The 26,640-nt window shown below is 52.0% G+C and carries 21 protein-coding genes and 1 pseudogene; 14 read left to right on the forward strand and 8 right to left on the reverse strand.

The window, feature by feature from the left end:
* Positions 1–2: 2 nt before the first annotated feature.
* Entirely contained in the window at positions 3–533 is a 531-nt protein-coding gene (locus JMJ16_RS19670) for a YceI family protein (protein ID WP_201384233.1), read from the reverse strand.
* Between the two features lie 396 nt (positions 534–929).
* On the opposite strand from JMJ16_RS19670, the gene JMJ16_RS19675 reads away from it, so the two are divergent.
* Complete coding sequence (locus JMJ16_RS19675; protein ID WP_201384235.1) at positions 930–2,666, forward strand: AAA family ATPase; 1,737 nt, start codon at positions 930–932, stop codon at positions 2,664–2,666.
* Between the two features lie 120 nt (positions 2,667–2,786).
* Here JMJ16_RS19675 and JMJ16_RS19680 read toward each other — a convergent pair whose 3' ends face one another.
* Both JMJ16_RS19680 and JMJ16_RS19685 read right to left on the reverse strand, forming a co-directional pair.
* A complete protein-coding gene (locus tag JMJ16_RS19680) occupies positions 2,787–3,896 on the reverse strand; it encodes a hypothetical protein (protein ID WP_201384237.1) in 1,110 nt (369 codons plus the stop codon).
* A gap of 57 nt (positions 3,897–3,953) precedes the next feature.
* Entirely contained in the window at positions 3,954–4,421 is a 468-nt protein-coding gene (locus JMJ16_RS19685) for an SRPBCC family protein (protein WP_201384239.1), read from the reverse strand.
* Between the two features lie 330 nt (positions 4,422–4,751).
* Here JMJ16_RS19685 and JMJ16_RS19690 point away from each other — a divergent pair, with 330 nt between their 5' ends.
* The 8 genes and pseudogenes from JMJ16_RS19690 (at position 4,752) to JMJ16_RS19730 (ending at position 15,071) form a co-directional block, all read left to right on the forward strand.
* Complete coding sequence (locus JMJ16_RS19690) at positions 4,752–5,774, forward strand: LacI family DNA-binding transcriptional regulator (RefSeq protein ID WP_201384241.1); 1,023 nt, start codon at positions 4,752–4,754, stop codon at positions 5,772–5,774.
* 662 nt (positions 5,775–6,436) lie between these two features.
* Positions 6,437–7,470, forward strand: a pseudogene (locus JMJ16_RS19700) (extracellular solute-binding protein).
* A 90-nt stretch (positions 7,471–7,560) separates the two neighbouring features.
* Positions 7,561–8,712 (forward strand): ABC transporter ATP-binding protein, encoded by a 1,152-nt coding sequence (locus tag JMJ16_RS19705; RefSeq protein ID WP_201384245.1) that lies wholly within the window; start codon positions 7,561–7,563, stop codon positions 8,710–8,712.
* A gap of 4 nt (positions 8,713–8,716) precedes the next feature.
* Positions 8,717–9,637, forward strand: coding sequence for an ABC transporter permease (locus JMJ16_RS19710; protein WP_201384247.1), 921 nt, complete (start codon positions 8,717–8,719; stop codon positions 9,635–9,637).
* 3 nt (positions 9,638–9,640) lie between these two features.
* Entirely contained in the window at positions 9,641–10,546 is a 906-nt protein-coding gene (locus tag JMJ16_RS19715; RefSeq protein WP_201384249.1) for an ABC transporter permease, read from the forward strand.
* 95 nt (positions 10,547–10,641) lie between these two features.
* Entirely contained in the window at positions 10,642–12,063 is a 1,422-nt protein-coding gene (gene uxaC / locus JMJ16_RS19720; protein ID WP_201384251.1) for a glucuronate isomerase, read from the forward strand.
* A 2-nt stretch (positions 12,064–12,065) separates the two neighbouring features.
* Complete coding sequence (locus JMJ16_RS19725) at positions 12,066–13,505, forward strand: tagaturonate epimerase family protein (protein ID WP_201384253.1); 1,440 nt, start codon at positions 12,066–12,068, stop codon at positions 13,503–13,505.
* 399 nt (positions 13,506–13,904) lie between these two features.
* Positions 13,905–15,071, forward strand: coding sequence for a S9 family peptidase (locus tag JMJ16_RS19730; protein WP_201384255.1), 1,167 nt, complete (start codon positions 13,905–13,907; stop codon positions 15,069–15,071).
* 135 nt (positions 15,072–15,206) lie between these two features.
* On the opposite strand, the gene JMJ16_RS19735 is transcribed toward JMJ16_RS19730, so the two are convergent.
* Positions 15,207–15,554: a hypothetical protein gene (locus tag JMJ16_RS19735; RefSeq protein WP_201384257.1), complete on the reverse strand. Its 348-nt coding sequence runs from the start codon at positions 15,552–15,554 to the stop codon at positions 15,207–15,209.
* Positions 15,555–15,777: 223 nt separating this feature from the next.
* Here JMJ16_RS19735 and JMJ16_RS19740 point away from each other — a divergent pair, with 223 nt between their 5' ends.
* Positions 15,778–17,352 carry an HD domain-containing phosphohydrolase gene (locus JMJ16_RS19740; protein ID WP_201384259.1) on the forward strand — a complete coding sequence of 525 codons (1,575 nt, stop codon included), beginning with the start codon at positions 15,778–15,780 and terminating at the stop codon, positions 17,350–17,352.
* A gap of 223 nt (positions 17,353–17,575) precedes the next feature.
* Here the strand turns inward: JMJ16_RS19740 and JMJ16_RS19745 are convergent, their stop codons facing one another.
* Entirely contained in the window at positions 17,576–18,325 is a 750-nt protein-coding gene (locus JMJ16_RS19745; protein WP_201384261.1) for an SDR family NAD(P)-dependent oxidoreductase, read from the reverse strand.
* 183 nt (positions 18,326–18,508) lie between these two features.
* Between JMJ16_RS19745 and JMJ16_RS19750 the strand changes: the two genes are divergently transcribed.
* From JMJ16_RS19750 to JMJ16_RS19765, 4 genes are all read left to right on the forward strand, one after another.
* Positions 18,509–19,426 carry a hypothetical protein gene (locus JMJ16_RS19750; RefSeq protein WP_201384262.1) on the forward strand — a complete coding sequence of 306 codons (918 nt, stop codon included), beginning with the start codon at positions 18,509–18,511 and terminating at the stop codon, positions 19,424–19,426.
* Between the two features lie 115 nt (positions 19,427–19,541).
* Entirely contained in the window at positions 19,542–20,252 is a 711-nt protein-coding gene (locus tag JMJ16_RS19755; RefSeq protein WP_201384263.1) for a peroxiredoxin-like family protein, read from the forward strand.
* Complete coding sequence (locus JMJ16_RS19760; protein ID WP_201384264.1) at positions 20,249–20,953, forward strand: NAD(P)-dependent oxidoreductase; 705 nt, start codon at positions 20,249–20,251, stop codon at positions 20,951–20,953. The genes JMJ16_RS19755 and JMJ16_RS19760 overlap by 4 nt, the downstream gene beginning before the upstream one ends.
* Before the next feature lie 24 nt (positions 20,954–20,977).
* The gene (locus tag JMJ16_RS19765) at positions 20,978–21,430 is read left to right on the forward strand and encodes a nitroreductase family deazaflavin-dependent oxidoreductase (RefSeq protein WP_201384265.1); all 453 of its coding nucleotides are present in this window, start codon (positions 20,978–20,980) and stop codon (positions 21,428–21,430) included.
* Between the two features lie 52 nt (positions 21,431–21,482).
* Here the strand turns inward: JMJ16_RS19765 and JMJ16_RS19770 are convergent, their stop codons facing one another.
* The 3 genes from JMJ16_RS19770 to JMJ16_RS19780 form a co-directional block, all read right to left on the reverse strand.
* Positions 21,483–22,526, reverse strand: coding sequence for an alpha/beta fold hydrolase (locus JMJ16_RS19770; RefSeq protein WP_201384266.1), 1,044 nt, complete (start codon positions 22,524–22,526; stop codon positions 21,483–21,485).
* 189 nt (positions 22,527–22,715) lie between these two features.
* Positions 22,716–24,914: a LuxR C-terminal-related transcriptional regulator gene (locus tag JMJ16_RS19775; RefSeq protein WP_201384267.1), complete on the reverse strand. Its 2,199-nt coding sequence runs from the start codon at positions 24,912–24,914 to the stop codon at positions 22,716–22,718.
* Positions 24,915–25,060: 146 nt separating this feature from the next.
* Positions 25,061–26,317 (reverse strand): MFS transporter, encoded by a 1,257-nt coding sequence (locus JMJ16_RS19780; protein WP_201384268.1) that lies wholly within the window; start codon positions 26,315–26,317, stop codon positions 25,061–25,063.
* Between the last annotated feature and the right edge of the window lie 323 nt (positions 26,318–26,640).

The following is a 26,640-nucleotide window of genomic DNA, read 5'->3' on the forward strand; positions in this document are numbered from 1 at the left end:
TTTCATGAAGGCTTCTTGACGGCTTCTATGCAGAGCTCAATGCGCGTGTCGTATCCGACAAGAGAGATGCCCATGTCCAAGACCTGGTTGAAGTGCATACCAAACATGCGCCGGTCGATGGTAGCAACTGAGAGGAGACCAAGTCGCCAGCCATCACTAAAAGGATCGCGTGCGTAACCATTGAAATCTGTTTGAAAACTGACAGTACGCGTAATACCATGTAGAGTCAGATTACCAATAATAACACAGCTTTTGGAGGTAGTGCGCCTGACCCGTGTGCTCTCAAAGGTAATTGTAGGATATTGTTCGACGTTAAAGAAATCAGCAGAGCGCAGATGTATATCTCTCTGCTCAGTACCCGTTGAGAGGCTGGCCGTGTTGACCGATGCCTTGACCCAAGAATTTTCTGGTTCCTGGGTATCCAGATAAATACTTCCCTGTACCTCGTTAAATCGTCCTTTGACAACATTAATCATCAGATGCTTCACGGAAAATTCAACGAGCGTGTGATAAGGATCAATGTCCCAGTACATAGCGATGCTCCTACAAAAATGGCCAAACTCCACAAAATATAGATATGTGCGTGAGAGAGGAGAGATCGCACCTCTTCTTCTTACTTCGTCTCTTTACCCTGGATATGTCACATGTTTAGCAATTATGTCGCTTTAAAAGCGGTGCCGTTTGATGATAGCCCACGCCTACCGCCGCGAACACCAGGTAATCGGTCGCAATATTCAAATATTTGCGACCGGAACCCCCTCTTTCTCAGCTTACTCATTTAATTTTTCGTGTTGCCACTCATTGTTGCCACTCATTATAGAATAGAAGCGTGAAGACATTGTGAATACTCGCAAAGCACTGGTGATAGTTTTGTAATGTTCATAGGATATTCTTGTGAAGATAATTCTTTCCTGAAGCAGAGGAGCGTTATGTCTCATTCAGAACAAGATATGCAGCAAGAAAATCTTTTTCTGTCCATGCTTCGTGCTCTACGAGAGGAAAAGGACTTTTCCTGTGATGGGACGCAGGAGATCAGTGAGAAGCAGACCCATCTCTCAGTGGTGTTGCTCACGCCGCAGTACGTATACAAGATAAAAAAGCCGCGAGACTTTGGCTTCTGTAACTACACGACACCTTCACGCCGCCGCTACTTCTGCCTGCAAGAGGTCCTGTTAAATGCGTCGCTGGCTCCGAATGTTTATCTTGGAGTGGCCCCTATTCTTCAATGCTCAGAAGAACACTTCCGCATAGGCCCAGTCATTGCGAGCGATGAGTTGCCTGAAGCTGGAACACACTATCAAGAGGGGATCGTCATTGACTACGCGGTCGTGATGCGGCGCTTGCCCGAAGATGCGACACTCGCCTCCCTCATTCAGGCGGGTCAGGTCACCCCTGAAATGATGCGCGAGGTCGCGCAGACGATTGCACATTTTCATATGGCAACTCCTACGAATGCCTCTATCATCACCTTTGGTGACGCGCAAACGATACAGCAGAACTGGGAAGAAAATTTTCGCCAGATCCAACCCTATATCGGTCGTGTGCTAGAACGAGAAGCCTATGACGCACTGCGCCGCTACATCGCTCAGTTCTTGCAGGCGCATGGCCCACTCTTCACGCGGCGTCTGTTACAAGGACGTATCCGCGATTGTCACGGGGATCTGCGTTTGCAGCATGTCTATGTATTGCCCACTACCAACCATTCCCCCACTCGACATATCCTCCTGCTTGATCGCATAGAGTTCAACGAGCGATTTCGCTACGGAGATGTCGCCAGTGAAGTCGCGTTTTTGGTGATGGAGCTGGAGATGGCACAGCACCATGATCTCGCAATGAACTTCCTCCAGGCCTATATCGCGGAGACAGGGGATACCGATCTCTACACACTTCTCCCTTTTTATATCTGTTACCGAGCTTGCGTACGCGGCAAGGTGACCGCATTCCTCCTCGATGATCCCGAGATCGAAACTAATCAGAGCAGGCAAGCTATTCAGGAGGCCTCTGACCTCTTTGCCTTCGCGGTTCGCACCACAAACAGCGACACGCACCACCCGCTGCTACTCTGCATAGGCGGGCTCATGGGTAGCGGGAAGAGCACGCTCGCCCACGCATTGCAACAGCATCTCTCCTTTCCCTTGTTCTCCTCAGATGTCATCCGTAAACAACTCACACAGCAGTCGCCCGCTATGCATCAGGCGGAATATTATGGCAAAGGAAACTATACCCCCTCCTGGAACAGGAAGACGTATGCTGCTCTCGCACAACGCGCGCTACTATATCTGGAGCAGGGGCAGTCAGTGATCCTTGATGCCAGCTTTTCACGTCGAGAGGAACGACAGGTATTGGCGCGTGCAGCGGTGACATTGGGGGCCAAGATCGTTTTTATCGAGTGTGTCTGCCCGCCAGAGGTCGCACTGGCGCGGCTCCATAGTCGCTGGCAAAGTCATTTCGATGGTACCAGCCATGAAGCGTCCCCTGAAGCTGTTCTGGCCTCAGATGGTCATCCAGATTTGTACGCCGTACAGGCTGCACACTGGGAGCCCTTTGAGTCTGCATTGGAACCATGGGTTACACATATCCTTCTCACAACGACCTCTCCTCTTGTGGAAACAGTGCAGCAACTTCTGACAAGGCTACCGCTAGAGTGTACCTCGCGCTACGCTTAGTTGGGGAATGCTGGGCGACAATGCTATTTGAACCAATGCAACAACGAAATTGGATGCATATGTATGTGTACATATGCATCCAATAATCGGAGCAGGATGTCTTTCGCTTTCTTCCCTAACTCAAAACCGACCATCCTGCGCTGGCGAACGGGGTGACAGCATAGGAGCATGCTTTCCCTGGAGCATGTAGTAGAGATGCCAGGAAATCTCATCAATAACGGGCACCTGGGTCATGAAGAGCTGAGGATCAAGCCCATTGACCATACTCTGACCAGTGTTGATCCGCTGTAGCATTGTTAAAAGCAATTTAGCAGCATAAGCTGTCTGCTCATTTGTAGCGCCGCCTTGCTTGAGACGATAGAACTGCCTCAACTGGTTGTTGATGAACATCCCTTGCTGATGTAGTGGATGGTCCGAAGATAAAATAATGAGGCCTTCCTGGCCATTTGCCAATAAACGCAAAGCATTGATGACCTCCTGCACAAACTCTTCCACCCGTGCTTTGCGTTCAGTCTCAGCCATACTAAAGCGCTGCTCAATAGTTCGCAATTCCTCTGCCCGATCAGCGCGTCGCACTGCTTGATCCATGCCACGTACCCAGAGAAAGGCGATAACGGCTGTCATAATCTGAATCGCTACCGGACGCCCAGCAATAACAGCCATGCTGTATTGAGATAGAGCCTGGTGAAGATCAGTGGACCAGGGCTGCAACATCAGATCGCCATAAATAAGGACAACATTCACACCCGCAATGATAAACGCTGCACCGCGTGGGAGAATAGAGGCACCAAGAATGACTGAGATAACCAGAACATCGTACGCGGGCAAATAAACCAGGTGGATTTTGCCATCCGTTGAACCTAGAACAACACCGATGACTGCCAAACACGATAGTATCACTAGAATAGTTCCCGCTACAGTGACCAGGCCCCCACGATTACATAGTATCGCGACCAGCACACCTGCAAGAGCAAAGAGGACGGCAAAAGCTGAGGCTCTGTCCGTAAAGGTAGCGGGAATGAAGGCCACAAGAGTGACAAGCATGCCCAGCAAAATCCAGGAAGTCAGGCGACTGCGGCGAACCTTCTCACGTTGCTCAATTGTTTCCTGGGGTAAATCCCAACCAGTACTTGTCATCCGCAACCACCAGTTTGTTCGAGGTGCTGGTGGCACAGGGGTTTCACGCAATGGCATACTTGCCCGAGGCTCGGTATTGGTAGGGTGCGTCATAAGCTAGCCTCCTTTCACTGCTATGACTAAAGGGAATACACGACAAAACTCTATTTTCTACTTGCTAGGAATAGGTGAACCCTCCAGTATAGCTTTGAGCTTCGCGAACATCTCTTTATGCGATGCTAAACCTTGCTTATAAACCGTTTTGATAAGCAAGCTCGGTGCTGTAATTTCAACACGCTCTTGTATTCGCGTTCCATTTCCCTCAGGGAGACAGATAGTAACATTGTGCAAATAGATGCCTGGAGATTGGTGCGCATCGTAAACGATTTCGCCCCGAGCATTGATGCTCATCTCTACGCTATAGGTAAAGGTCGTCATAAAGGGACCCTGCTTCATACGATCACGAATCTTATAATGATCAATACGCGAACCATCAGCCGCCTTCGTAGTTTTCTCATATGCGATATTAACAATAAGCGGGTGAATCTGAGTATGGTTACTCAGTGTAGAGAGGAAGCTCTTCACCTTTTCAGGTGGCACCTCAATAAAAGTGTCGATTTCGAATGAGTCCTGTGCCATAAAACACATCCTTTCGCTGCCAAAAAGATAAATAAAGCATTTTTTGCGTTTCTAGTGAGGTGGATGCTTTCCATCTATGAGTGCAATGCCTCTATATGGCTCACATATAAAATATAAACGCTAAACGAACTATAGCAGCACCATAGAAGGCAGTCAATATACATATTGAAGGTCCTAATGAACAAACGATTCAGGCCGGTATGCAAAGGTCATTGATCACGTCAAAAATTGTTTTGATCTTCCTTGGCGAAATCATCATCTCACGCCAGTTGACAAAAGCAGAAATTCATATTATCATTTTCATGAAAAACGATAGGTACAACATAATATATGACAACAACAAAACTCATCGATGTAGCGCGCACTGCTGGTGTCTCCCCAACGACAGTCTCGCGCGTATTGAATAATACGGGACCGGTCAACGAAGGCACACGCGCGCGTGTGTTAGCAGTCGTTGCCGAATTAGGCTATAAGCCAATCAGTGGTATACGACCACAACCTAGAAAAGAGCAGCGCACTATCGCCCTGGTTATTAGCGATATTCTTAATCCTTTTTTTCCTGAAATTGTACGCGGGGTCGAAGATGAGGCAGGCACGAATGGATTGACCATGCTCCTTTGTAACACGTCAGAAGACCCGCAAAGAGAGGCCCAGGCGCTCACGACACTCATTGAACGCCAGGTAGATGGAATTATTGTCTGTGCTTCGCGTATTGAGAGTAGCGCCCTGGTTACGCTCTATGAGCAGAGCAAGATCCCCCTCGTGATCATTAATAAAAATCTTAATCATCCCGAAATTCCTTGCGTCCTCATCGATTTTGAAAACGCGGCTTATCGCTCGACACAACACCTACTCAGGCTCAATCATACACGCATAGCGTATCTAGCAGGCAACAGTCTTGCCAGCCCTTCTTTAGCCAGAAGGCGAGGTATCGAAATGGCACTTCGCGAGAGGAATCGGACATTGCAGCCTGAATGGTGCCCCACCAGTTTTCCTAACGTTGAAGGAGGATTTCAGGCGATGAGCGCACTCCTCTCGCGCCCTCGTGCCGAACAACCTACCGCTGTGATAGCTTACAACGATATTATGGCATTAGGCGCTCTCCATGCTATCCGCACATACAGACTACGTGTCCCAGACGACATTTCGGTCGTTGGTTGCGATGGTATCGCGATGGCGGCTCACTCCAACCCTCCTCTCACCACTATCGACCAGCCAAAGTATCGTATGGGGCAACTAGCCATGCAGATGCTTCGACTGCTCATTGAAGGGCGGAATGCACCGAGCAGCGGCTACACACTCATGGAAAGCCCCTTGATCGTACGGGAGTCTACCGCCCCTTGTGTGCCTTAAGTCAACAACTAGCTCCCACTCCTTACACTATCTCTCTCTGGACTCTTCGCCTCTTTATTTTCATGAAAATATTACATGTATTTTCACCTTCTATTGAGTAAGTCCCGGGAGCACAAACACCACATTTGCGCTAAACCTGGGGAAGAATCTGCATTTACGAGCTCATAATAGAGAGGTTTATTCTTTTTTTACTGATACTGGTATGCGCAGGCTTTACAAGACCAAAGGTGAAATCACTGAAAATGCGCCTTGACAGAAAGGGTAATCATATGCTACCTTCTGAAAAGTAGTGAAATATTTTCATCTTTTTCTGGTAGCTAGTTGGCATTAACAAGGAAGGTGTGTCACAAGAAAGATCAGTACATCCCTGGCAGGTATATTTACACACTACTGCATGACAGAGGAGTTATGTCGGGTAGTGCGATCAAGCGCGCTTATGGCAATTCGCTTCAAACTACGGTGACTTGTCGTCAGAATAGTACTTATCAAGGAAGAGGTACACAATGAAGAATCCGCTAAGGTCGCCAGTTCTCCGCATCATATTTCTAGGCATGGCCTTTCTGCTTGCTGGATGCAGCGGAACTGGAGGATCGCCCAATGCCAACCACCCCATCATATTACAGGTAGTCGATGCCGGAGGATATACCGCGCAAGTAAAACCCATGCTCGACGCCTACCAGAAGGCTCATCCTGACAAGGTATCAAAGATCGTCTATCCTGCACGCATTCAGGCCCCCCAACTTCCTGGCAAGCTCAAGGCCGAAGAAAATGCCGGTAACATCCAGGATACACTTATCATTACTGGCTATGATGCTGTCGCGAGCACTATTCAACAGGGGCTAGTCGAACAACTGACACCAGCTCATAACGACAAATTCCCTAATCTCGACGCAAACTATCTGCCCGCGGCAAAGGCTTATAACGACCTGGCTCAGGGTTACGGCCTGGTTTTTACCTACACACCAAGCGGCCCCGTCTTCGAGTATAATCCAGCTAAGGTGTCCAATCCCCCACAACCATTGAAGAGCTACAAGCCTGGATTAAAGCCCACCCACGCCAGTTCCTCTATGCGCGTCCCTCAAACTCTGGTCCTGGACGAACAATGTTGATGGGACTGCCCTATCTGTTAGGTGACAAAGACCCCAAGGACCCGATACATGGCTGGGACAAAACATGGTCATTCCTGAAAGATGCAGGCTCAGCTATCGACGCGTATCCAACACGAACCGGAGACACGATGAAAGCCCTCAGCACTGGTGAAGCCTCTATCATCGCCAGTACCCTGGGATGGGATATTAATCCCCGCTTCCTCCAACAGGTCCCCGCGGGAGACAAAACGTTTGTCCTTAAGGACACGACATTTGTGGCCGATGCGGCCTTCATGATGATGCCCAAGGGGCTGGACCAGGCACGCCAGAATGTCATGCTGGACGTGATGGCCTGGATGCTTCGACCAGATCAGCAAGCATATAATTACGATTCTGGATACTTCTATCCCGGTCCAGCAGTAAAGAACGTGCCAATCTCTCTGGCACCAGCTAGCAGCCAACAAGTCATGCAACAGTACGGTCGCCCAGAATACGACACGTTGATTAAAAACATCAAAATCGAGCTGCCATTGAATACTGACCAGCTCGTAGCGGCTTTCCAAAAGTGGGATAGCGATATTGGTAGTGGCAAATACCAAACGTCTTAAGGCTTTAAGCGAAGATAGCGGTGCAGGAGGAGAATTTCCTCCTGCATCTTGCTAGAATCGAATACACCACCAAACCAGGACACAAGAAGCATGAAGAAAATAGAGAAGCTCGTGATCAAGGGCATGACGCGCCGCTTTGGTGATGCGACAGCCTTACACGACTTTAACCTCGAAATAGCTGGCGGTCAGTTTATTACTCTGCTGGGTCCTAGCGGCTGCGGCAAGTCCACAGCGCTCAATTGCCTCGCTGGGCTCCTTGAATTGACTGAAGGCGAGATCCTACTCAATGGTGCACCTGTCCAACACTTACCAGCGGAAAAGCGCGGCTTTGGCATGGTTTTTCAGAACTATGCCCTGTTTCCGCACCTTACCGCACAACGAAACATCAGCTATGGACTGGAAATTCGCCGTGTTCCCCGAGCTGAGCGAGAACAACGTGTCCGTAAAGCCCTGAATATGGTCCATTTACAGGATTTCGGGAAACGCTATCCGGCCCAGATGAGCGGTGGGCAGCAGCAGCGGTTAGCGATTGCGCGTACGATTGTATTGGAGCCTTCTCTCCTTCTTTTAGATGAGCCGCTCTCTAACCTGGATGCCAACCTGCGCAACGAGATGCGTATCGAAATTAAGCGCTTACATACTGAGCTTGGTCTGACAACCGTCTACGTGACGCACGATCAATCCGAAGCCATGTCGCTCTCAGACAAAGTCGTCGTCATGCGCCAGGGTCGCATTGAACAGATTGGGACGCCACAAGAAATTTACAATCGCCCTCAGAGCCTCTTTGTCGCCAGATTTATGGGGTATCTCAATCAGTTCCCTGGCACAGTTATAGGAAGAGATGGCGAGTACTGGCTCATTCAGACGGCATCCGGTGTGCAATTTACCGCCAGTAGTACAGCGGCAGAGAGCGCCCACTGGCAAACGGGGCAGCGTGTACTGGCATGCATACGTCCCGACGAAACACTGGCTGATCCGTTGCCCGCCGAGAACCACGTCCAGGGCCATGTGCGACTGGTGGAATATGTGGGGCGAGCATATGAAATTCTAGTACAACTTGCGGACGAGAGAGGCACACAATTGCTGGTGCATAGTGCCCACGCGCCAGCAATTGGCGCTCCGCTTACATTTGGCGCGCAACCCGACAGGCTTTTGCTCTTCCCTGACGACGAAACAGCAACAGATCACACCAGTGCTGAGCAGGATCTAGTAGATGTCGCAGCGATGAGAGTCGAGAGATAATGCGATGGCAGATATACCTCATTCCTCCATACGGCGCAAGATAAACAGGCGCGGACTACCTTTCAAGGTCAATAGCAGCGCGGTGTTGCTCTCGCTGCCAGCGATCATGCTGGTACTTGTGCTGTTTTTCTATCCTTTGCTCTTCGGTCTTGATATCAGTTTACGTTCAAGCGAGCAGGCATCATCCTGGAGCCTGACAAACTATTTTCAGTTTTTTAGCAATTCCGACCTGGTTGCCACCATCTGGACAACCTTTCGTGTCGCCTTGCCTGTGACCCTCTTTAGCGTATTGGTCAGCATTCCCCTCGCCTATTATATGCGTCGAGGCATTAAGTTTGAACGCCTGCTCACCGCAATTTTGATTCTGCCCATCACGCTCGGAAACGTTATGGTGGCCCAGGCAATGCTGGACTATTTCGCGCCTACCGGTTGGTTCAATCGCGTGCTCCTCTCGCTACACCTCATACAGCAACCCATGCTCCTGCTGCATCACTGGCTCGCGGTCGAGATCGCGCTCTTTATCCAGGGCTTTCCCTTCACCTTTTTATTGATCCTGGGCTATATGTCAGCGATCAGCCCGGATCTAGAAAGAGCCAGCCGGATGCTAGGAGCGAGGCCGTGGCAAACTTTCTGGCGCGTTGTACTTCCCCTCTCATTACCGGGTATCGCGGTCGCGTTTTGTCTCAATTTTGTTGCCAATTTTAGTGTTTTCCCTTCAGCGAACCTGGTTGGAGAACCATCGCATGAGACACGTGTGCTGGCTATCGCCGCCTATGAAACGGCCTTTACCAATTACAACATCCCGCTTGGCACGGCGATATCGTTGATCATGGGCGTTATTGAATTGCTGGTAATCGCACTGGTCCTGTGGCTGCAACGCAAAACGGCACGTGGCGCGACCATCAGTGGCGGCAAGGGGGTATAGGCGATGAACATTGAGGTTTCCCAGAATACTGTCACCAATACCACGAACAATGTGCCAACTCGTTCTTCAGAGAAGCCACGACATCAGAGGCGCAGGGGACGTTTCTGGAGTACGCTCGCCTTTTACGCCGCAATCGGCTTCTTTATTCTTAACATCCTGGCCATGGTCTGCACGGTTGTGCTCGACTCGCTAGGCAAACAGTGGTTCGCGACCTGGCTCCCGGAAGGACTATTTACCACACAATGGTACGCCTTCGCATTTAGTGACCATGATATTGTGCAACTCCTCTCGAATACGCTCATTGTCGCGCTTAGCGCAACCTTTATTTCCATGCTTGTAGGCTTCCCCGCCGCCTACGTGCTGGCGCGTCAACAGTTTCGCTTCAAGGGAGCACTGATGGGCTTTTATCTGCTACCAATGCTTGTACCGCCACTCGCGTATGGTATTCCGCTCGCGACAGTTTTGCTACGCTACATTGGTGGCGAATTACCAGGCGTCATTCTCATCAACGTTGTGCCCACGCTGCCCTTCGTTATACTCATTCTCGTTCCTTTCATCGAACAGGTGGATATCTCGCTGGAATCAGCCAGCCATATGCTCGGCGCGAATCGCTTACAAACGTTCTGGCGAATCGTGCTCCCCCTGGTGATGCCAGGTTTGCTCACTGCGAGCATACTGGCGGTTGTGCGCGTTATCGCGATGTTCGAGCTAACCTATCTGGTTGCCAACGCCGATGCCGGAACTCTCGTCGTCACCCTGTACGGAGATGCCTTTGCTTCGGGTATGCGGCCAGAGCAAGCAATCAACGCGATGGCTGTCGTCTATATGCTCACCACCATGGCGCTGCTGATCATAGCGCTCTGTTTCGTCAAGCCGACACAATTCGTTGTGCGCTTGAAAGGGAAGTAACAAGCCATGTCATCCTGCCAAATTATGTGCAGCGTTTACGCTACAGCGCTTTATTCCTCGATATATTCATTGTTGGCTCATAGATAGGAGATCCAATGACTCAGTCACTAGAAGACCGCTTCTTTTCGTCGGATCCTGCTCAACTCCAGATTGCTCGCAGTCTGTATAAACGCGTAAAAGACCTTCCTCTTGTCTGCGTCCACGGACATGTTAATCCAGCGATGCTTTGTGCATCCAACTACGACTGGGGGACGCCCGTTGATCTCTTGATTATTCCCGACCACTATATTTTCCGCATGCTCTATTCCCAGGGTATCATGTTAGAGGACCTGGGCATCCCCTCCAAAGAGAAGGGGAGCCATCTCGCGATGCCAGATCATCGCAAGATATGGCAGATCGTCTGCGACCACTGGTACCTGTTCCGAGGGACGCCATCGAGTCTCTGGTTGCGTGATGAATTGCGCGATATCTTTGGTATCGAGGAGAAGATAAACTCCGCCAACGCGCAGAAGATCTACGACGCCCTTGAAGCGAAACTACACAGCCCTGAGTTTCAGCCGCGCCAGATGTTTGAACGCTTTCACATTGAGGTACTCGCCACGACCGATGCCGCTACCGATACACTTCACTATCATGAAAGCATGCGCCAATCGGGCTGGCACGGGCGCATCATTCCAACCTTTCGTCCTGACATGGTTGTAAATATCGACGCGGAACACTTTGTAGAGAATATTCAACGCTTGAGTCAGGTGTCCAACATCGATGTAACCAGTTATCACTCGTATATCGCAGCGCTGGAACAGCGGCGTCGCTTCTTTAAAGAGATGGGAGCTACCGCCACCGATCATGCCGCCATGACCGCGTACACCGAGCATCTCAGCGAACGTGAGGCTGAGGTTATTTTTCAACGAGCATTGAAGGGTCAGATCAGTACAGAGGATGCGCGCCGCTTTACAGGTCATATGTTGCTTGAAATGGCGCGCATGAGCGTTGAAGATGGCCTCGTCATGCAATTGCATATCGGAAGCTATCGTGACCACAATCCTGCGATTTACGAGCGCTTCGGACGTGACATGGGCGCTGATATCCCTGTCGCCAGCGAATTCACACGCAACTTAAAACCCTTGCTTGACCGCTTTGGGCGAGAAGATGATCTGACCATCGTTGTATTTAACCTCGATGAGACAACCTATAGCCGAGAACTCGCACCACTGGCGGGCCACTATCCCGCCCTGCGCCTTGGTCCCCCCTGGTGGTTTTTTGATAGCTTGAACGGTATACGCCGCTTCTTCGATAATGTCGTGGAAACTGCCGGGCTATACAACACCACTGGCTTCAACGACGATACGCGCGCCTATCCCTCCATTCCTGCACGCCATGATTTATGGCGGCGTACCAGCGCCGACTGGCTGGCTGGAATGGTGCTACGTGGCATCATTGATGAAGAGGATGCCCATGAGATGGTTGTGGATATGGCCTATCGCCTGGCAAAGCAGGCCTACAAACTGGAGTCATAAGAATGCTTCATAATCTCAATCTACCGATCATTGATACATCAGTCGTTACCCTCGATAACACAACATATGCCCTGGTCACGACAGCCATACCAAGCGAGAAGCTGCTCGTCGTGCAGGGCCATACCAATGGCTTTGTTGGGGAGCGGCTACACAACGACCAGGTTATGCTATGCGCCCGAACCCCTGAAAATGCGCGTGTTCTACGCGCACGTCTTCCATGGCTACAACCAAGCGTACTAGGCCTGCAAACATCAGCAGGCTTTGGTGATCGCCTGGGCATCGCCACCCCCGGACATGTGCAAAGCGTACGCGACACAGGCGTGGCTCCCATCTTCGCGCAACAATCGGTACGCGAAAATGCACGTACGGGTCGTACCCCACAACAGGTACTTGATGACGCGATGTGGGGAGTGTTTGAAGCGGGCTGGCGCGAGCCCTGGGGAGCGGATGCCGACCACTTGAAAGCCCTGGCTGATATTGAAGCCTTCATCGCCGCCGGTTATACATTCTATACTATTGACCTCGGTGATTATGTTGACGATGATGCCGAGGAAGATGACACTGCAACGTTACGTCAGAAAGCCTCTGCTCTTCCCTGGAGCGATCTACAAAGCTCGCTCAATGAAACGCAACAGCGGTACCACAGACAATTCGATATCGAAGGTCTCCCTCTAGCGTTTGATGAACATACCTTGCTCAAAGCGGTTGTCAAATATGGTGCTGCCGTGGCTCACATGGCGCGCATGACACAGAGGATTCAAGAGCTGGCTGGTCAGCGCCCCTTTGAAATGGAGATCTCGGTTGATGAGACCGGGACCACAACCGCATTGCTTGAACATTTCTACATCGTATCCGAGTTGAAGAGGCTCAATGTCCCTTTCGTCAGCCTGGCACCGCGCTTTGTGGGGCGCTTCGAGAAAGGGGTGGACTACATTGGTGATCTCGCGGAACTGGAACAAAATATCGCTGGGCACGCCAGCATTATGCGCTACTTTCACAATGACTATAAACTCAGCTTGCATACGGGCTCGGACAAATTCGAGGTCTATCCCATCACGATGCGCCTGACTCAGGGTCTTGTCCATCTTAAGACCGCAGGAACAAGCTATCTGGAAGCGCTGCGCCTCATCGCTTCCATCGACAGTTCGTTCTTCAGGGAGATCGTTGAATTCGCCTGTAGCCGCTATGATACTGACCGCAAAACGTATCATGTCTCGGCCACGCTAGCGAAGTTTCCACTCATCACGTCCTTAACTGATGAGCAACTACCAGATCTCTTAAACCAGTTTGATGCACGCCAGGTCTTACATGTCACCTTCGGGTCGGTCCTAGATACCTTTGGCTCCAGGCTGCATCACCTCCTGAATGAACACCAGGCGGACTATCATGTGTATATCAAGAGGCACTTCGATAAACACCTGGAAGCCTTTCGAAGCCGTTGATCTCATAGCGCACACGAATGGCTCTCAGAGGGTAGGGGGTTCATGATCTCTTGATGCAGCAAACGCCTATTAGCACTTACTCTCTGCCTTGCATTGAAGGCTTCTGACCATCAAGAGCATAGCACTGCTCGTTAGTCCAGATGATACTCACTTTGCTGTTCATCTCCAGGGGAATGTCTTTGAAATAAAGAAGGCACCAGGAAGAGCTCCATATCATGAGCTTTTCCTGGTGCCTTTTAAATGGGTCATTAGACCCATGTTTAGCATGGCAGAGAAGACATATACTGAGGTAACAATGGTCGTTGTTGATATGGTAAAAGCACCATAAGAAAAATATTCTCGTGGCCCAATATATCACAGTTGGCCTAATATATCACATTAGAATAGCAGGGAAGTTTTATGAGTACTTTCATCAGCAATACGCCTGTTCGGGTTATAGCCCCCAGGAAACCCCGCCTTTTGAGTCCACAACGGATCATAGTGGCCTTGCTCTCGCTAATTCTTCTATGCGCAATCGCGTGCGGAGGCATTGGCTATTACTTCTCCAATGTCCTTTTAGTACCTGCGCACGATATATCCTATAATTTAGAGGCAACCAATGTGAGCACGCAAGCGGTGACGCTGCCACACACCCAGGACACCGAGCAGCCAGGTACATTTGGCATCACCTGGGCCAACGGAGCAGCCATCGTGGGCAAGATTACCGACGAAAACCAGGACACCGTGACGCGCCAGGTACTCCAGACGACCGCCCCTCTGGCATCACACACTATGGTTTCCTGGAATAGAGAGGTATATCTAAACGGATTGAAGGATACACTGGAGCTACACATCAGCACCGTTCAAGTCTCGACGTCTTTAGGAGAGATGCCCGCCTGGTATGTGCCTGGTAAGCTGGATACCTGGGGCATCCTGGTTCATGGGCGAGGCGATACGCTCGCTAGCAGCCTGCGCTTCATGCAACCGCTGGCGAAATTGGGCATACCCATGCTTGCCATCTCGTACAGAAATGATATGAATGCCCCAGCTAGCCCGGATGGCTACTATCACCTGGGTGATACTGAGTGGCAGGATCTGGAGGCTGGCGTCAAGTATGCTCTGGCTCATGGCGCCCACCACCTCGTGCTATATGGCTGGTCGATGGGTGGCGCGATCGTTGAAGCATTCCAGCATCGCTCACAATATGCGAGCAACGTTCAGGCACTCGTGCTCGATGCCCCATTGCTCGATTGGCGCTCCACGCTGAGCTTTCAGGCCGCCAGCCGCTACTTGCCAGATGTGGTTGCCAGCACCGCCGAGTTCTTCGCCACTCAACGCGCCAAAATCAATTTCGACGCGCTCAACCAGCTCAATCAGCCGCAGGGCAAGACCCCAATTCTGCTCTTCCATGGCACAAATGATACCACCACTCCCGTCTCGGTAAGCGATACCTTCGCGCAAGCACATACCGATATTGTCACCTATAATCGCGTCAATGGCGCGGACCATGTCCAATCATGGAATCTCGATCCTCAGTGGTATAACACACAAGTGGAATCGTATCTGACGCGCGTCCTGCACCTGTAATCATCAGACCTCCGCCTCTGGAGACCCCTGGCTTGAGGCCTGACACTTACACACAAGTTGTGGCGTGGGGTTCCTGACTCTTGCTACATGTCATAACAAGCCCGTCTCCTTGAAGGGGCGGGCACTTGACTGAGCTCAATACAGCATTTGCGAACTAGGCAGAGGCATCAAAGACGTAATGTCGATGTGCGGAGAAAGAGGCAGGGGAACGATGGAGAAATCAAGAATATCCTCATCCATATGCAGCATTCTGAAAAGGCTATTCTTGAAAAAGAGCGGCACCTTTTCACCATTGAGCCAGATACAAATAACCCCTTCCTGTCTGCGCTGGCTCGAGCCAGAATAGACAATTTTTGCTTCTCCCGCAGCTTCTGCCTTAATCTTATCTTCAATTTCATAGACGAGTTGTCTCAAAACAGAAAGTGAACATGCACATACAATATATGATTCAGTTCCTTCTAGCACCTTCCCACCTCTCTTCATATACATCCTTCCTCTCTACCTTTCTGACAACAAGAGCAACCTATCTGCTTTCAGGATGGTGTTATTACTATCTGCCCTTGTGCTTTGCTTCTTCCGCGATAATGGGTATAATGTGAGAGAAGTGTAGCATATAACCTTATGGTCATACATCGGTGAGTTCCCCTATATCCAGATCTTTTTATAGAGTAGAGAGCTGGTTGCGCACCACAGGTGAGAGCGTGTTATGGTTGAAAACAAGCGGTCAGATGAGAATCTAGCGACGCTGCTCTGCGCACTTTCCTTTGCTACGGGTATGGGATTTGGCGAGGACATGGAGCATGGGTTGAAAAGCGCCTATCTTGGCCTTCAGCTGGCCTGCGCCCTTCGACTCTCGCCCGATATACAGGAAGCCGTCTTCTATGGCGCACTGCTCAAGGATGTCGGCTGCACCGCCTGTTCGGCGGGTATCTCGGCCTTCTTTCCGGACGACGAACAGGTGCCGCGTGCTGATTTCATGCTCGTCGATCCATCACAGCTTCATGAAATGCTGGGCTGGCTCTCGCGCAATGTTCCCCTGGATGCACGCTTCCCCAGTCGCGTCACCAGGCTCTTCTCCTTCATCGCCCAATGTGGCCCTGTTATTCGTGAAGCCATGCGCGGCCATTGTGAAGTAGCTGAACTCTTTGCGCGCAGGCTTGGATTTCCAGAGACTGTGCAACACACGCTCCGCTTCCAGTGGGAACGTTGGGATGGCAAAGGGTTGGCTTATAGTTTAAAGGCCAGCGAGATACCACTTCCCGCACGTATCTTACACCTGGCACAGGTTATGGAACTTACAGCCAGCGTTGGAGGAACAGCCGCAGCACGCACCCTCGCCAGAGAAAAGCAAGGTACCCGCTTTGATCCAGACATCGTGGAGGCATTCCTGCACCTGACCCCCTCAGGGCAGGGGAGAGACGACCTGGAGCACCCAATAACCCGCGAAGCGATCATACAAATGCGCCCATATACATCCGCTGATACTGTCACGACAGACCGCAAAGAAGATGTATGCCAGGCCCTGGCGGACTTTGTTGATGGCAAAACGCCTGGAACCTGGCATCACTCACAGCTTGTCGCCCAGGTAGCCGAGGGCATAGGCAAGCAACTTGCCTTGACCCCTGGCGAACTCTACACATTGAAATGTTCGGCCCTGGTTCATGACATTGGCAAGGTCGCGACACCCTTTGGTATTCTTGTCAAAGGAGCACGTAGATCCCAGAGCGAATGGGAAATTTATCGTCTCCACTCTTACTATACCCAGCGTATCCTGGAACAGGTTACCCCATTGCGCGATCTTGCCCCCATTGCCGCCTCACATCACGAATGGGTCAACGGGCAAGGCTACCATAGGCAACTCCAGGGTGAGCAGATACCACTTGCAGGGCGTATTCTTGCCGTCGCCAACACCTATGTGCACACAACGCAAGAGGGGCAGCAGCAACATGAGGAGCAACCTTCGCGTGTACTCACCTCGATGTCTGCATGCGTGGGGACGCAACTTGACACCGCATGCTATGAGGCCCTGGTCGCATCCTTGCAAGCTGGCGATACCAGCAAAAAAGTAGCGCCGAAGCGCTCACAGGCAACTGATCTGACCCAGCGTGAAATAGAGGTATTGCGCCTCCTTACCCAGGGGCAAAACACCCCTCAAATCGCACGCACCTTGAGTATCAGCAAAAAAACGGTTGAGCACCATCTGGCCCATATCTATACAAAATTCGGCGTCTCCTGCCGTACCGCCGCGGTTGCCTACGCCGTACAACAAAATCTTGTCTAGTATACTGCGAATCTCATCAGGTTAAGGAGAGCGAACTTTGGGGGCTGTGCCTCGCGCCATTGTGAAGCGCCCCCGGTGGCCAGCGTTCGTACCCGGCGAGATAATGCATGCGGGCTAAGGTCTCATTCTAGCACATGTGTGTGGAAGCTAGCTATCCAGGAACAAAGCGACCAGGTAAAACACATCGCGGGTATCTCGATGAGACACCCGCGACCAGGATCACTTAGATTTGTGCCTGCCCTCCATCGACGAAGAGTTCAATCCCATTGACAAAGCTGCTCTCATCCGATGCGAGGAACACGGCGGCTTTCGCAATTTCGTCAGGATCACCCAACCGCCCTAGTGGCACGATGGACGCGAAGTGCGTCAAAAGCTGTCCGCGCTCCTCCTCAGTCTGTACTAAGCCATTCAGTCCCGGCGTATTGGTCGGGCCAGGGCTGATCGCGTTGACCCGGATCCGGCGGGATCTCAGGTCCAGAATCCAACTGCGCGCGAACGAGCGTACAGCAGCCTTGGCTGCACTGTAAACACTCAACGCTTCAATACCTGTAATCGAGGTCGTCGAGCCTGTGAGAATCACTGAACTGCCGTCTCGCAAGAGGGGAAGTGCCTTTTGCACGGTAAAGAGCGTCCCTTTGACATTGGTGTCAAACGTTTGATCGAAGTGAGCTTCAGTGACGGCCTCTAATGCAACCAGTTCTCCCCCACCGGCGTTGGCGAAGAGGATGTCAATGTGATCGTGACGCTGCTTGACCGTGGCATACAACTGATCAAGATCCGCGAGATTCGAGATATCCGATTGAACTCCAGTAATGTTTCTCCCGATCTGCATGACTGCCTCATCGAGGAGGCCCTGGCGGCGACCGGTGATGTACACGTACGCGCCCTCTGCAACGAAGCGCTGGGCTGCGGCAAGGCCGATGCCGCTGTTCCCACCCGTGATAACAGCAACTTTCCCTTCGAGTTTGGCCATGATTGTTCCCTCTATTCGTAGTGTGGGTTGTCAGAAAAAAAACATCTTAATTCCTCATGTATTCGTTCCAGGAAATATTATAGAAGGGAGCAGGTGTTGTACCAAGTGTAAAACTACACCTGGATTGGCGAGAAATCATTCAATGGATCGGATCTTGGCCAGTCCTCATAGCAGGAGAGAGGCATGATTGAAAGCAAACCCAAATCTTCTCAGAGATCAAATGTGCTACACGACACTCTTGAGGAGATTGAAATCCTGCGGCTCGCTCGCCAGGAAGAGGTGAGGGATCACCCTCATCCACTCCTCAAACGCTTTACGCAACAGGAGCTAACTGATGAAGTGTGTCCAACCTATAAAAATTTGCTGGTCGGACGCTCACAGCGAATTCCCAGCCGCCAGACATTGATGCAGATTGCCGATTATCTGGAATGTACCATTGCCCAGCGCAATGACTTGCTCTTAGCCGCTCGCTATCTTCCAGAAAGTCTTGAATTAAAGGGCCTTGAACTTCGGCAAGCTTTAGAGCAGGCCCGACAACTCATGAGAACCCTCCCCTATCCCGCCATGCTTGTGACCCATACCCTGGAAATAGAGACAATCAACAAGGCCTTCCAGCGCCTCTTTGAGCTTCCCTCACTCACCGCGCTTCCACGTACACAACGACATGTCCTCCCTTTATTTTTTCGGTATGACTTGCCAATCCGAAGGCGCTCAACCTTCAATGAGCAGGCCGTCACAGCCTGGCAGGCTGGTGTATCACGGGGCATTCAACTCTTTAAGCAAAGCAACAGGTTATATCAATTTGAACTGTGGTATCAAGAGCTGGTAGACCAGTTCTGCGCAGTAGCCGATTTTCGTCAGCATTGGGAGCGAACGCCTGAGCTACACGATCAGCACCAGGAGCCATCAAAGTTGCTGCTCGGCCAAAATGCCACCACTGGAGAAATGCTCCCCATTCAACTCCAGCATGTTCGCATCTCGGTCTGTAGCCATATGTATCCCTGTATCATGGCACTTCTCCCCTGGATGACGCGGCTCGCGCCGTCATTGCATCCCTTAGCAATGCAGAGGGACCTGTGCTCCATAATCTGGCATAGGTAAAATCAGGCCAGGAAGTTGTCCCAAAAGTGACTGCGTAACCCTCTTTCTCTCTAGATGATCACAAAGAGTGGTCATGAGCATAACATCTCCATTGCTAGAAAAGGAAAGAGGGAAGATGGCAACAAATATCCCATCAGGCTCTTTAGCAAGCATAGTAGCAAGCACGATTCCAACCGACATTCCATTGCAGGAACAGATTGATACATTCGTGGCTCGAGGAGCAAAATATGTCCCAGAAGAAATGGCGAGGCAAGTGGATAGCCACATTGAGCACCTTGCCGCGTCTGGCGTCGCGGAATTCGCGCTGAAGGAAGATGAGCAGGCACCTGATTTCACGCTACCCGACGCCTTGGGGCAAGCGGTGACGCTCTCGCAGCTACTCACACAGGGGCCAGTCATCATCATATTCTATCGCGGCGAATGGTGTCCCTACTGCAACTTGGAATTGCGTGCCTATCAGAAGGCGTTGCCGCAGCTCCAGGAACTGGGGGCAACACTTGTCGCGATTTCGCCGCAGACGCCAGACCACAGCCTCTCAACGCAGGAAAAGCACGAGCTGGGCTTTGTCGTACTTTCAGATAGGGGGAATCGTGTGGCACGAGCGTATGGGCTTGCCTTCGAGCTCGACGAGGCAGGAAAAGCCTTGCATGCCCAGCTTGGCGCAGACTTACCTGCCTACAACGGCGATGACTCATGGGAATTGCCGGTGCCAGGAACATTTCTCATCGATCAAGCCAGGACGGTTCGCCTGGCTTCCGTCGACTCAAACTTTTTCCATCGGCTTGACCCATCGGTCGTGATCGCGCGGCTTAAGGAGTTAAAATGAAAATTGTCATCTTTGGCGCAAATGGCGCGACAGGAAAAATCTTGACCAAACAGGCCCTGGAGGCTGGACATATCGTGACGGCCGTTACTCGCCACCCGAAAACCTTCCCCCTGCAAGATGTCCACTTGAACGTGATGGGTGGAGACGTGTTCGATCTCGCGCTGGTTGAACAGGCTGTTGCTGGACAGGACGCCGTCCTCTCCACCCTCGGTGTCCCCTTTAGTCGCGAGCCAATTACCATCTATTCGCGGGGCATGGCCCATATCACACAAGCCATGAAGCACTCCAGCGTTCGTCGCGTCATCTGTGTCAGTTCAAGCGCGACTGGTACGAACCACGAGACGGGAGGCGGTTTCATCTTTGATAAAATTCTGCAACCGATCGTGATGTCCACAATTGGGAAGACGACCTACGCGGATATGAAAGAGATGGAAACTATGTTGAGGAAGAGCGACTTTGACTGGACGGTCGTCCGGCCCTCCGGTCTCTTTGAGACGGAAACCATCACTGATTACCGGGTGGCTGAAAATCACATCAGCCGACAATTTACCTCCAGGGCAGACCTGGCCGACTGTATGCTCAAACAGCTCGCCACGGACAAGTATTCGCGCAAGGTGATCGCCGTGGCAACGTTTTCGGCGCAGCCCAGCATGCTGAAGTTTATGCTACAAGAGGCCTTCAAAGAGCCCGCCAAAAGCTGATAAGGAGGGAGATTGGTCATAATTATGGCAAAAACAAATAAAGCTCCGTGGTTTGTCAATTTGGGGAATGTTATGACAACGACCCTACTGCACGCGGGCTTCAAGCTCGTAGGACCCGGCAACTACCCTATGTACCTGCTTACGGTGCGTGGGCGCAAAAGCGGGCAGCCACGTACGGTCCCAATTGTAACTATTGAGCGTAATGGAGAACGCTATCTGGCCTCCCCGTTTGGAACCGTGGCCTGGGTGCGCAATCTGCAAGCCGCGGGAGAGGCTACCCTCACGCGTGGGCGTCGCGTTGAAAGAGTCAATGCACGAGAACTACCCCTCAAGGAGGCGGCTCTCGTCTTGCAAGAAGATATCAAGGGCGGCAACCCCTTTGCTAGCTACTACCAGGTCAATGCGGAATCTTCCCTTGAGGAATTTGAACGTGTGGCGGGCAAACATCCTGTGTTTTTGTTACAGGGCGCCATGTGAAACCTTATATGAGCGCACTGCCCCCTGCTGGACGCAAAGGGCAGTGCGCTCATTATTTCGTGCCAACGACCGAGGCAAGTACCAATGGCCGCACCCGTTGCAGGAGTTCGCTGAGAAACTGTTCTGGTCGTGCAAAAGCCGCCAGGTGACCAGCCTGTTTGATCAGGACAAATTCCTTGTGCGGAGCCTCAAGCGTGTCGAAGTAGGCCTTCGCCGCAGCTGTTGGCGTGATCGCATCGGTATCGCCCTGGAAGACGAAGAATGGGATTTCGAAGCGCGCACCAAGCGCGCAGAGATCGGACACCATAAGTTCGTTCAATAGTTGATCAGTCGAAAAGTTCATGCCCTTGAAGATGTCTATAAGATCTCCTAACGTGTGATCGGGTGAGGTCAGCATGGCTGGCAGCATGATATCCATAATCATGTTTGGAATCGTTGGGTTGGCCTTGATCGTCCACTGATGCAGTGTTGTAAACTCTTTAGCAGTAAGCTTCCCTTTCCTGGCTCCAAGTTTCTCCACTGCTTTCACACCTCGGGTATTGCCTGAGGCGCGAAGCCACTCCAGCGTCAGTTGATAAGAAAGCTCGCCGGCATCGGGCGTGCTATTCTGGTCGGTACCCACATAGGCGGCAAACAACTCAGGCCGATGTTTGATCATCATGGTCCCGGTAATACTGCCAACCGAGCTGCCCACGAGAATGATGGGCTGACCAAGGTATTGGCGCAAAAACTCCGCGATCTCGATCCCATCCTGGACCAGGCGCTTAAACGTGAGAGGGCCGGTGCCAGCCTTCCCGTTTTTGTGGAAGGTCTTGCCCGCGCCGCGCTGATCCCACTGAACGAGCGTAAAGTACTTTTCCCAGGAACGTAATAGGGGAGCAAAGATCGAATAGGTTGAGCCTGGGCCACCATGGACAAAAAACAGGACCGGGTTGCGGCGGTCCTCGCCGCGGATCGTGATCCACTGGTCGATACCACCAACCTTGATGAAGCGTTCATTGACAATTCCATTGGGAGTAGTGATCATAAGCGCTTTCGCGAGCTTTTGCTGCGTGCTTTTGCGTGTCATAAGAGCAGTGAACATGTTGATAGCCATGAATATTTTCGCTTTCTTTTCGCGCCATCTCTCTGGAGAGAAGAGCAAGATTTTTATTGTGTGTCTGTTGTCATTGCTTGCTACTGTTGAGAGTATAGCCATTTCATGAGAAGAACTCCCCACCCATGCGGGTAGTGCGAAGGGTAGTTGATAGAGAGGCGAGGAGGTAGTGAAGAGAGGAGAGGCTATCTAGCGTGGCTCATAACGCTGAGTATTAGAGGGAGAGGAGAGATGTAACTGGCGCGCCGCCTCACTGGCCTGGAGGCGGTTGCTGACACCTAGCTTCTGATAGAGGTGCTTGATGTGGTACTTCACAGTATTGACTGAGATAATCAATTCGCTCGCGATCTCCTGGTTGCTCAAGCCCGCGATCAGCAGGTGCAGCACTCGTTCTTCGTGCGCGGAGAGCGGCTCCACCAGTCCATTGGTTTCCACTTTCCCATTCAGTCTGTCCAGCTCACGCTGTGCCTCTACGATCACCTTCTCATCAGAGAGTTCGCGAGCGCTTAAGAGCGCCTGGCGAAGATGCGTTTGCGCGAGCGCGAAGTCGCCCTGGGCCAGGTAAATCTTGCCCAAGGTCAGAAGGATGTCAACGGCAAGAAAGCGGTTGCCAGGCGGAAGGTTATCCTCCTGAGCCTGGAGCAGCATCTCGCGCGCCTCGCTCACCTGGCCAAGATCCAGCTTTTCCTTGCCCACAAAAAAGAGGCATGCCGACCGATACATCTGCACTCGCCGATCCAACGCTCCTTTTCGCGGCAAGAAGATGAGTGCCTGCCGGGCGAAATGCACAACTGAAGAGAAGGGGGCTTCGTCCAGCAAAGCGCTCAACGCGCGATGCGCCCAGATGGCGCCAATCCAGGAGACGTCGCCACTACGCTGCCAGCCCTCTTCGGCCAGTTGCAATAACCTCTCGATACGCACGCGTTCGCCATCAGGGATAGTGGCTACCTCAGTGGCTAACGCTGCTTCCTGAGCAAACCAGAGTTTCACCGGAAAGCGAAGTTCGGTGGCAAAGAGAAAGCAGAGCATGGGATGTGCGCGTACAACCACTTCCGGAAGCAGCTCCATCCACCGCAGCATCGTTTGTGGCTCAGAGAAGTTTTGCGTGTGTACCCGCTCGATCAGCCGCGCGACCCGCTCCATATCTCGCGCCAGAGAGGCGGCCTCGATAGCCTCCGTGAGCAGCGCCTCCTGCTCATACCATACGCTGGCTCGCAAGGAGAGGTCACGCAGGGCCCCTTCACCGAATCTCCGTTCGGCCTCATGCCGCATGGCCGCCGCAAAGAGCGCATGATAGCGGTACCAACCTCCAGGTCCCTCCAGGGCTTCCAGGAAGAGTCCAGCCTGCTCGGCTGCCTCCAGTTGAGCCGCGCTCTGCTCATCCCCCGTGACGGCTACACACAGCGTAACAGAGAGACGACCGAGAATGCTAGTTTGAAGGAGAAAGCGCTGTATTGGCTCAGACTGCGTCTCCAGGATCTCGTAGACAAAGTAATCGAGTAGCGAGCGATCGGCAGCGGTATCCAGCACGCCAAGCGAGAGGACGGCCTGGTCAATGGCCTCCTGAGTTCGCCATTTCGAGAGGGCCAGCGAGAGCAAGCGTAATCCGGCAGCCCACCCCTCCAGTTTGTTATCAAGTTGCTGCAGAGCCATTGGCGACAGGTCGTGAGGGAGGGCCTGGCGAAAGAACGCTGCTGTCTCCTGGAGGGAGAAGCGCAGATCGCTTGTCTGTAGCTCGTATACCTCACCCCTGGCTCGCCAGCGCAGGAGCGGAAGTGGCGGTTCAGAACGCGAAAGCAGCAGAATATGAATCGTCGCGGGCAAATAATCGATAAAAAAGGCCAGCGTCTCATGAACACGAGCATCCTCGATCACATGATAGTCGTCGACTACCAGCACACCCTCGAAGGGCGAGCGCGCAAGGGTGTTGAGCAACTGCGTCAGAGCCAGGTCCAAGGCAGGTGGCTCAAAGGGTGAAGGAGTGAGCGGACTAAGCAGAGCCAGCGCAGCCTGTCCCGAGGCCAGCTGCTCCGGTGCCAGAAATTTGAGGCAGCTAGTCATGAGGTAGCGCCAGAAGCGCAGGAGATCGTTGTCACCAACATCAAGCGAAAGCCAGGCAAGAACGGCATCTGCTCCCGATGTGTCCTGTACGCCAGGAAAATGGAGATACCGCCACTGATTAACCAGCGTCGTTTTGCCGGAGCCTGCTGGCGCCTGGAGCACTGTCACTTTGTAGTTCAGGCTCGCGTCAAGCTGTTCAAGCAAGCAAGTTCGTCTGACCAGCTTCCCTGAGAGAAGTGGCGGATGCAGCTTGGTTTCCAGCAGCGGTAGCACGGATGGAACAGGAATCAGGTTAGTATCCTTTTCAAAAGGCGTATCGCGAGACACAGAGCCGCCCTTTCCAGTCGTTGATGTCAGAAATATCTTCCATGAGAGTATAGCAGATAGAGAAGCTTTTGGATAAAAACTTGTTGCGCTTCCTGCCTAAAAAAGGGACGGGTGATGAGTCAACTGACCCATTACCCGTCCCTTTTTTAGGCAGCTACCCGACGCATGTGCGGATTCAGTGTGGCTGCGAGGGCAAGAAGTATAAGACCGGCTGTCATGAGCAGGATGGTAAACGTCGTCCCGGCATTCTGGAGCAGGAACCCGGTCAGCGCCAGGCTCACAGGGTTACTACTAAAGACAATCAGTCGGTATACGCTATTGATGCGCCCTTGTAAGGCATCAGGGATCAGGGCCATACGCTGACTTCGCTGTAGGACATCAAAGATAGGGAAAAGGAAAAAGAGGAGGGCGAGAATAGCCCCAAGCGTGAGCAGGTTGGGAGCCAGGATCAGCAAAGGCGCAAGCAATGCCTGTGCCCACAAGGTGATGAGAGAGATCACAAAGAAGCTCAGACGGCGGTGGAGCAGTGGCGCAGCCAGCGCACCAAGCACCCCGGCCACCCCTGCGACGGCGAACAGGACCCCGAGGTCTACCGTCGAGGCATGCACATGTTGCCCCAGCACAATACTGACCAACGTGATTCCCCCTGTCATCAGATTGATTCCACACAGGAGCAATGCCAGCGAGCGAATGAAGCGCTGCTCCCATAGCCACTTCAGACCCTCTTTGACCTCTGTCATCAAAGCACGCGAGGTCCCTGCTGTACGCTCCTGCTGAAATGAGGTTCGAATGAAGAGAAGCGAAAGACAAGAGCAGAAATACGAGACAGTATCTGCCAGAAAAGGGAAGAGGCTCCCAACACTATAGAGGAGGCCACCCAGCGGCGAGCCGAGGAGCATCGCAATATTATAGGTCGCGATATTTTGCGCGCTGGCGGCAGACAATTGCTCCTTTGAGACGACCTGGGGCAGGCTGGAGACTTCGGCGAGGTCGAAGAAAACAAAGAGGGTCCCTTCCAGAAGGGAGACGAGATACAGTTGAATAAGGGTCAGATGGCCGAAGAACAGCGCCAGCGGTATGCTTGCCATGCTCAGAAATCGCCCAATATCACAGAAGATCATCACCTTCTTGCGGTCCCATCGATCCATCAGGGCACCTGCGGGCAAACTGAGGAAGAGATAAGGAATGGTACGCAGCGCCGCCGCGATCCCGGCCTGAGCAGGTGAATGGGTGAGCGCGAGGATCAGCAGAGGAAAAGCCAACTGTGACACCTGTGAGCCAGTCTGCGAGACCACCTGACCACCCCAGAGGAGCAGATAGTCCCGATTCCGCCACAGCGGAAGAGGCGCACGTGCCTCTGATATCGCTTCTTTGATCACAACCTGATTTTGATTCTCTATCACGAAATTGTTCCTTTTTAGTTAGCTTTATAAATTGCACGAAAAGCATGCAGGCATAAAATGCTTGCAAAAATGAATAAGGGAGTGATGGATGCATCCAAAATCAGGCCAGGTATGAGGGCTGATCATCTTCGAGACTGAAGGGAATGCAAGGGAGGAAACACGTAGGGCTTTCTTAGCGCGTTGTGGATGTGCCCAACTCGGAAAGGATGCACCATCTTTCTGTCGAAGGAATGTGCTGCATAAGAGTGCCCCTTTCTTTTTTCTGCTGGATAAACGACGCTTGCTTGGCTTAGTATAGCATACCGGATCGCCCATCGCAATGA

The organism is Ktedonobacter sp. SOSP1-52, assembly GCF_016587395.1.

Coding starts and splice junctions, on each gene's coding strand:
- JMJ16_RS19745 (WP_201384261.1), bottom strand. CDS start 18,325: ATGGCCAAACTCGAAGGGAAAGTTGCTGTTATCACGGGTGGGAACAGC.
- JMJ16_RS19740 (WP_201384259.1), top strand. CDS start 15,778: ATGGTTGAAAACAAGCGGTCAGATGAGAATCTAGCGACGCTGCTCTGC.
- uxaC (WP_201384251.1), top strand. CDS start 10,642: ATGACTCAGTCACTAGAAGACCGCTTCTTTTCGTCGGATCCTGCTCAA.
- JMJ16_RS19750 (WP_201384262.1), top strand. CDS start 18,509: ATGATTGAAAGCAAACCCAAATCTTCTCAGAGATCAAATGTGCTACAC.
- JMJ16_RS19715 (WP_201384249.1), top strand. CDS start 9,641: ATGAACATTGAGGTTTCCCAGAATACTGTCACCAATACCACGAACAAT.
- JMJ16_RS19675 (WP_201384235.1), top strand. CDS start 930: ATGTCTCATTCAGAACAAGATATGCAGCAAGAAAATCTTTTTCTGTCC.
- JMJ16_RS19770 (WP_201384266.1), bottom strand. CDS start 22,526: ATGGCTATCAACATGTTCACTGCTCTTATGACACGCAAAAGCACGCAG.
- JMJ16_RS19765 (WP_201384265.1), top strand. CDS start 20,978: ATGGCAAAAACAAATAAAGCTCCGTGGTTTGTCAATTTGGGGAATGTT.
- JMJ16_RS19730 (WP_201384255.1), top strand. CDS start 13,905: ATGAGTACTTTCATCAGCAATACGCCTGTTCGGGTTATAGCCCCCAGG.
- JMJ16_RS19735 (WP_201384257.1), bottom strand. CDS start 15,554: ATGAAGAGAGGTGGGAAGGTGCTAGAAGGAACTGAATCATATATTGTA.
- JMJ16_RS19755 (WP_201384263.1), top strand. CDS start 19,542: ATGGCAACAAATATCCCATCAGGCTCTTTAGCAAGCATAGTAGCAAGC.
- JMJ16_RS19725 (WP_201384253.1), top strand. CDS start 12,066: ATGCTTCATAATCTCAATCTACCGATCATTGATACATCAGTCGTTACC.
- JMJ16_RS19670 (WP_201384233.1), bottom strand. CDS start 533: ATGTACTGGGACATTGATCCTTATCACACGCTCGTTGAATTTTCCGTG.
- JMJ16_RS19685 (WP_201384239.1), bottom strand. CDS start 4,421: ATGGCACAGGACTCATTCGAAATCGACACTTTTATTGAGGTGCCACCT.
- JMJ16_RS19680 (WP_201384237.1), bottom strand. CDS start 3,896: ATGACGCACCCTACCAATACCGAGCCTCGGGCAAGTATGCCATTGCGT.
- JMJ16_RS19760 (WP_201384264.1), top strand. CDS start 20,249: ATGAAAATTGTCATCTTTGGCGCAAATGGCGCGACAGGAAAAATCTTG.
- JMJ16_RS19690 (WP_201384241.1), top strand. CDS start 4,752: ATGACAACAACAAAACTCATCGATGTAGCGCGCACTGCTGGTGTCTCC.
- JMJ16_RS19710 (WP_201384247.1), top strand. CDS start 8,717: ATGGCAGATATACCTCATTCCTCCATACGGCGCAAGATAAACAGGCGC.
- JMJ16_RS19705 (WP_201384245.1), top strand. CDS start 7,561: ATGAAGAAAATAGAGAAGCTCGTGATCAAGGGCATGACGCGCCGCTTT.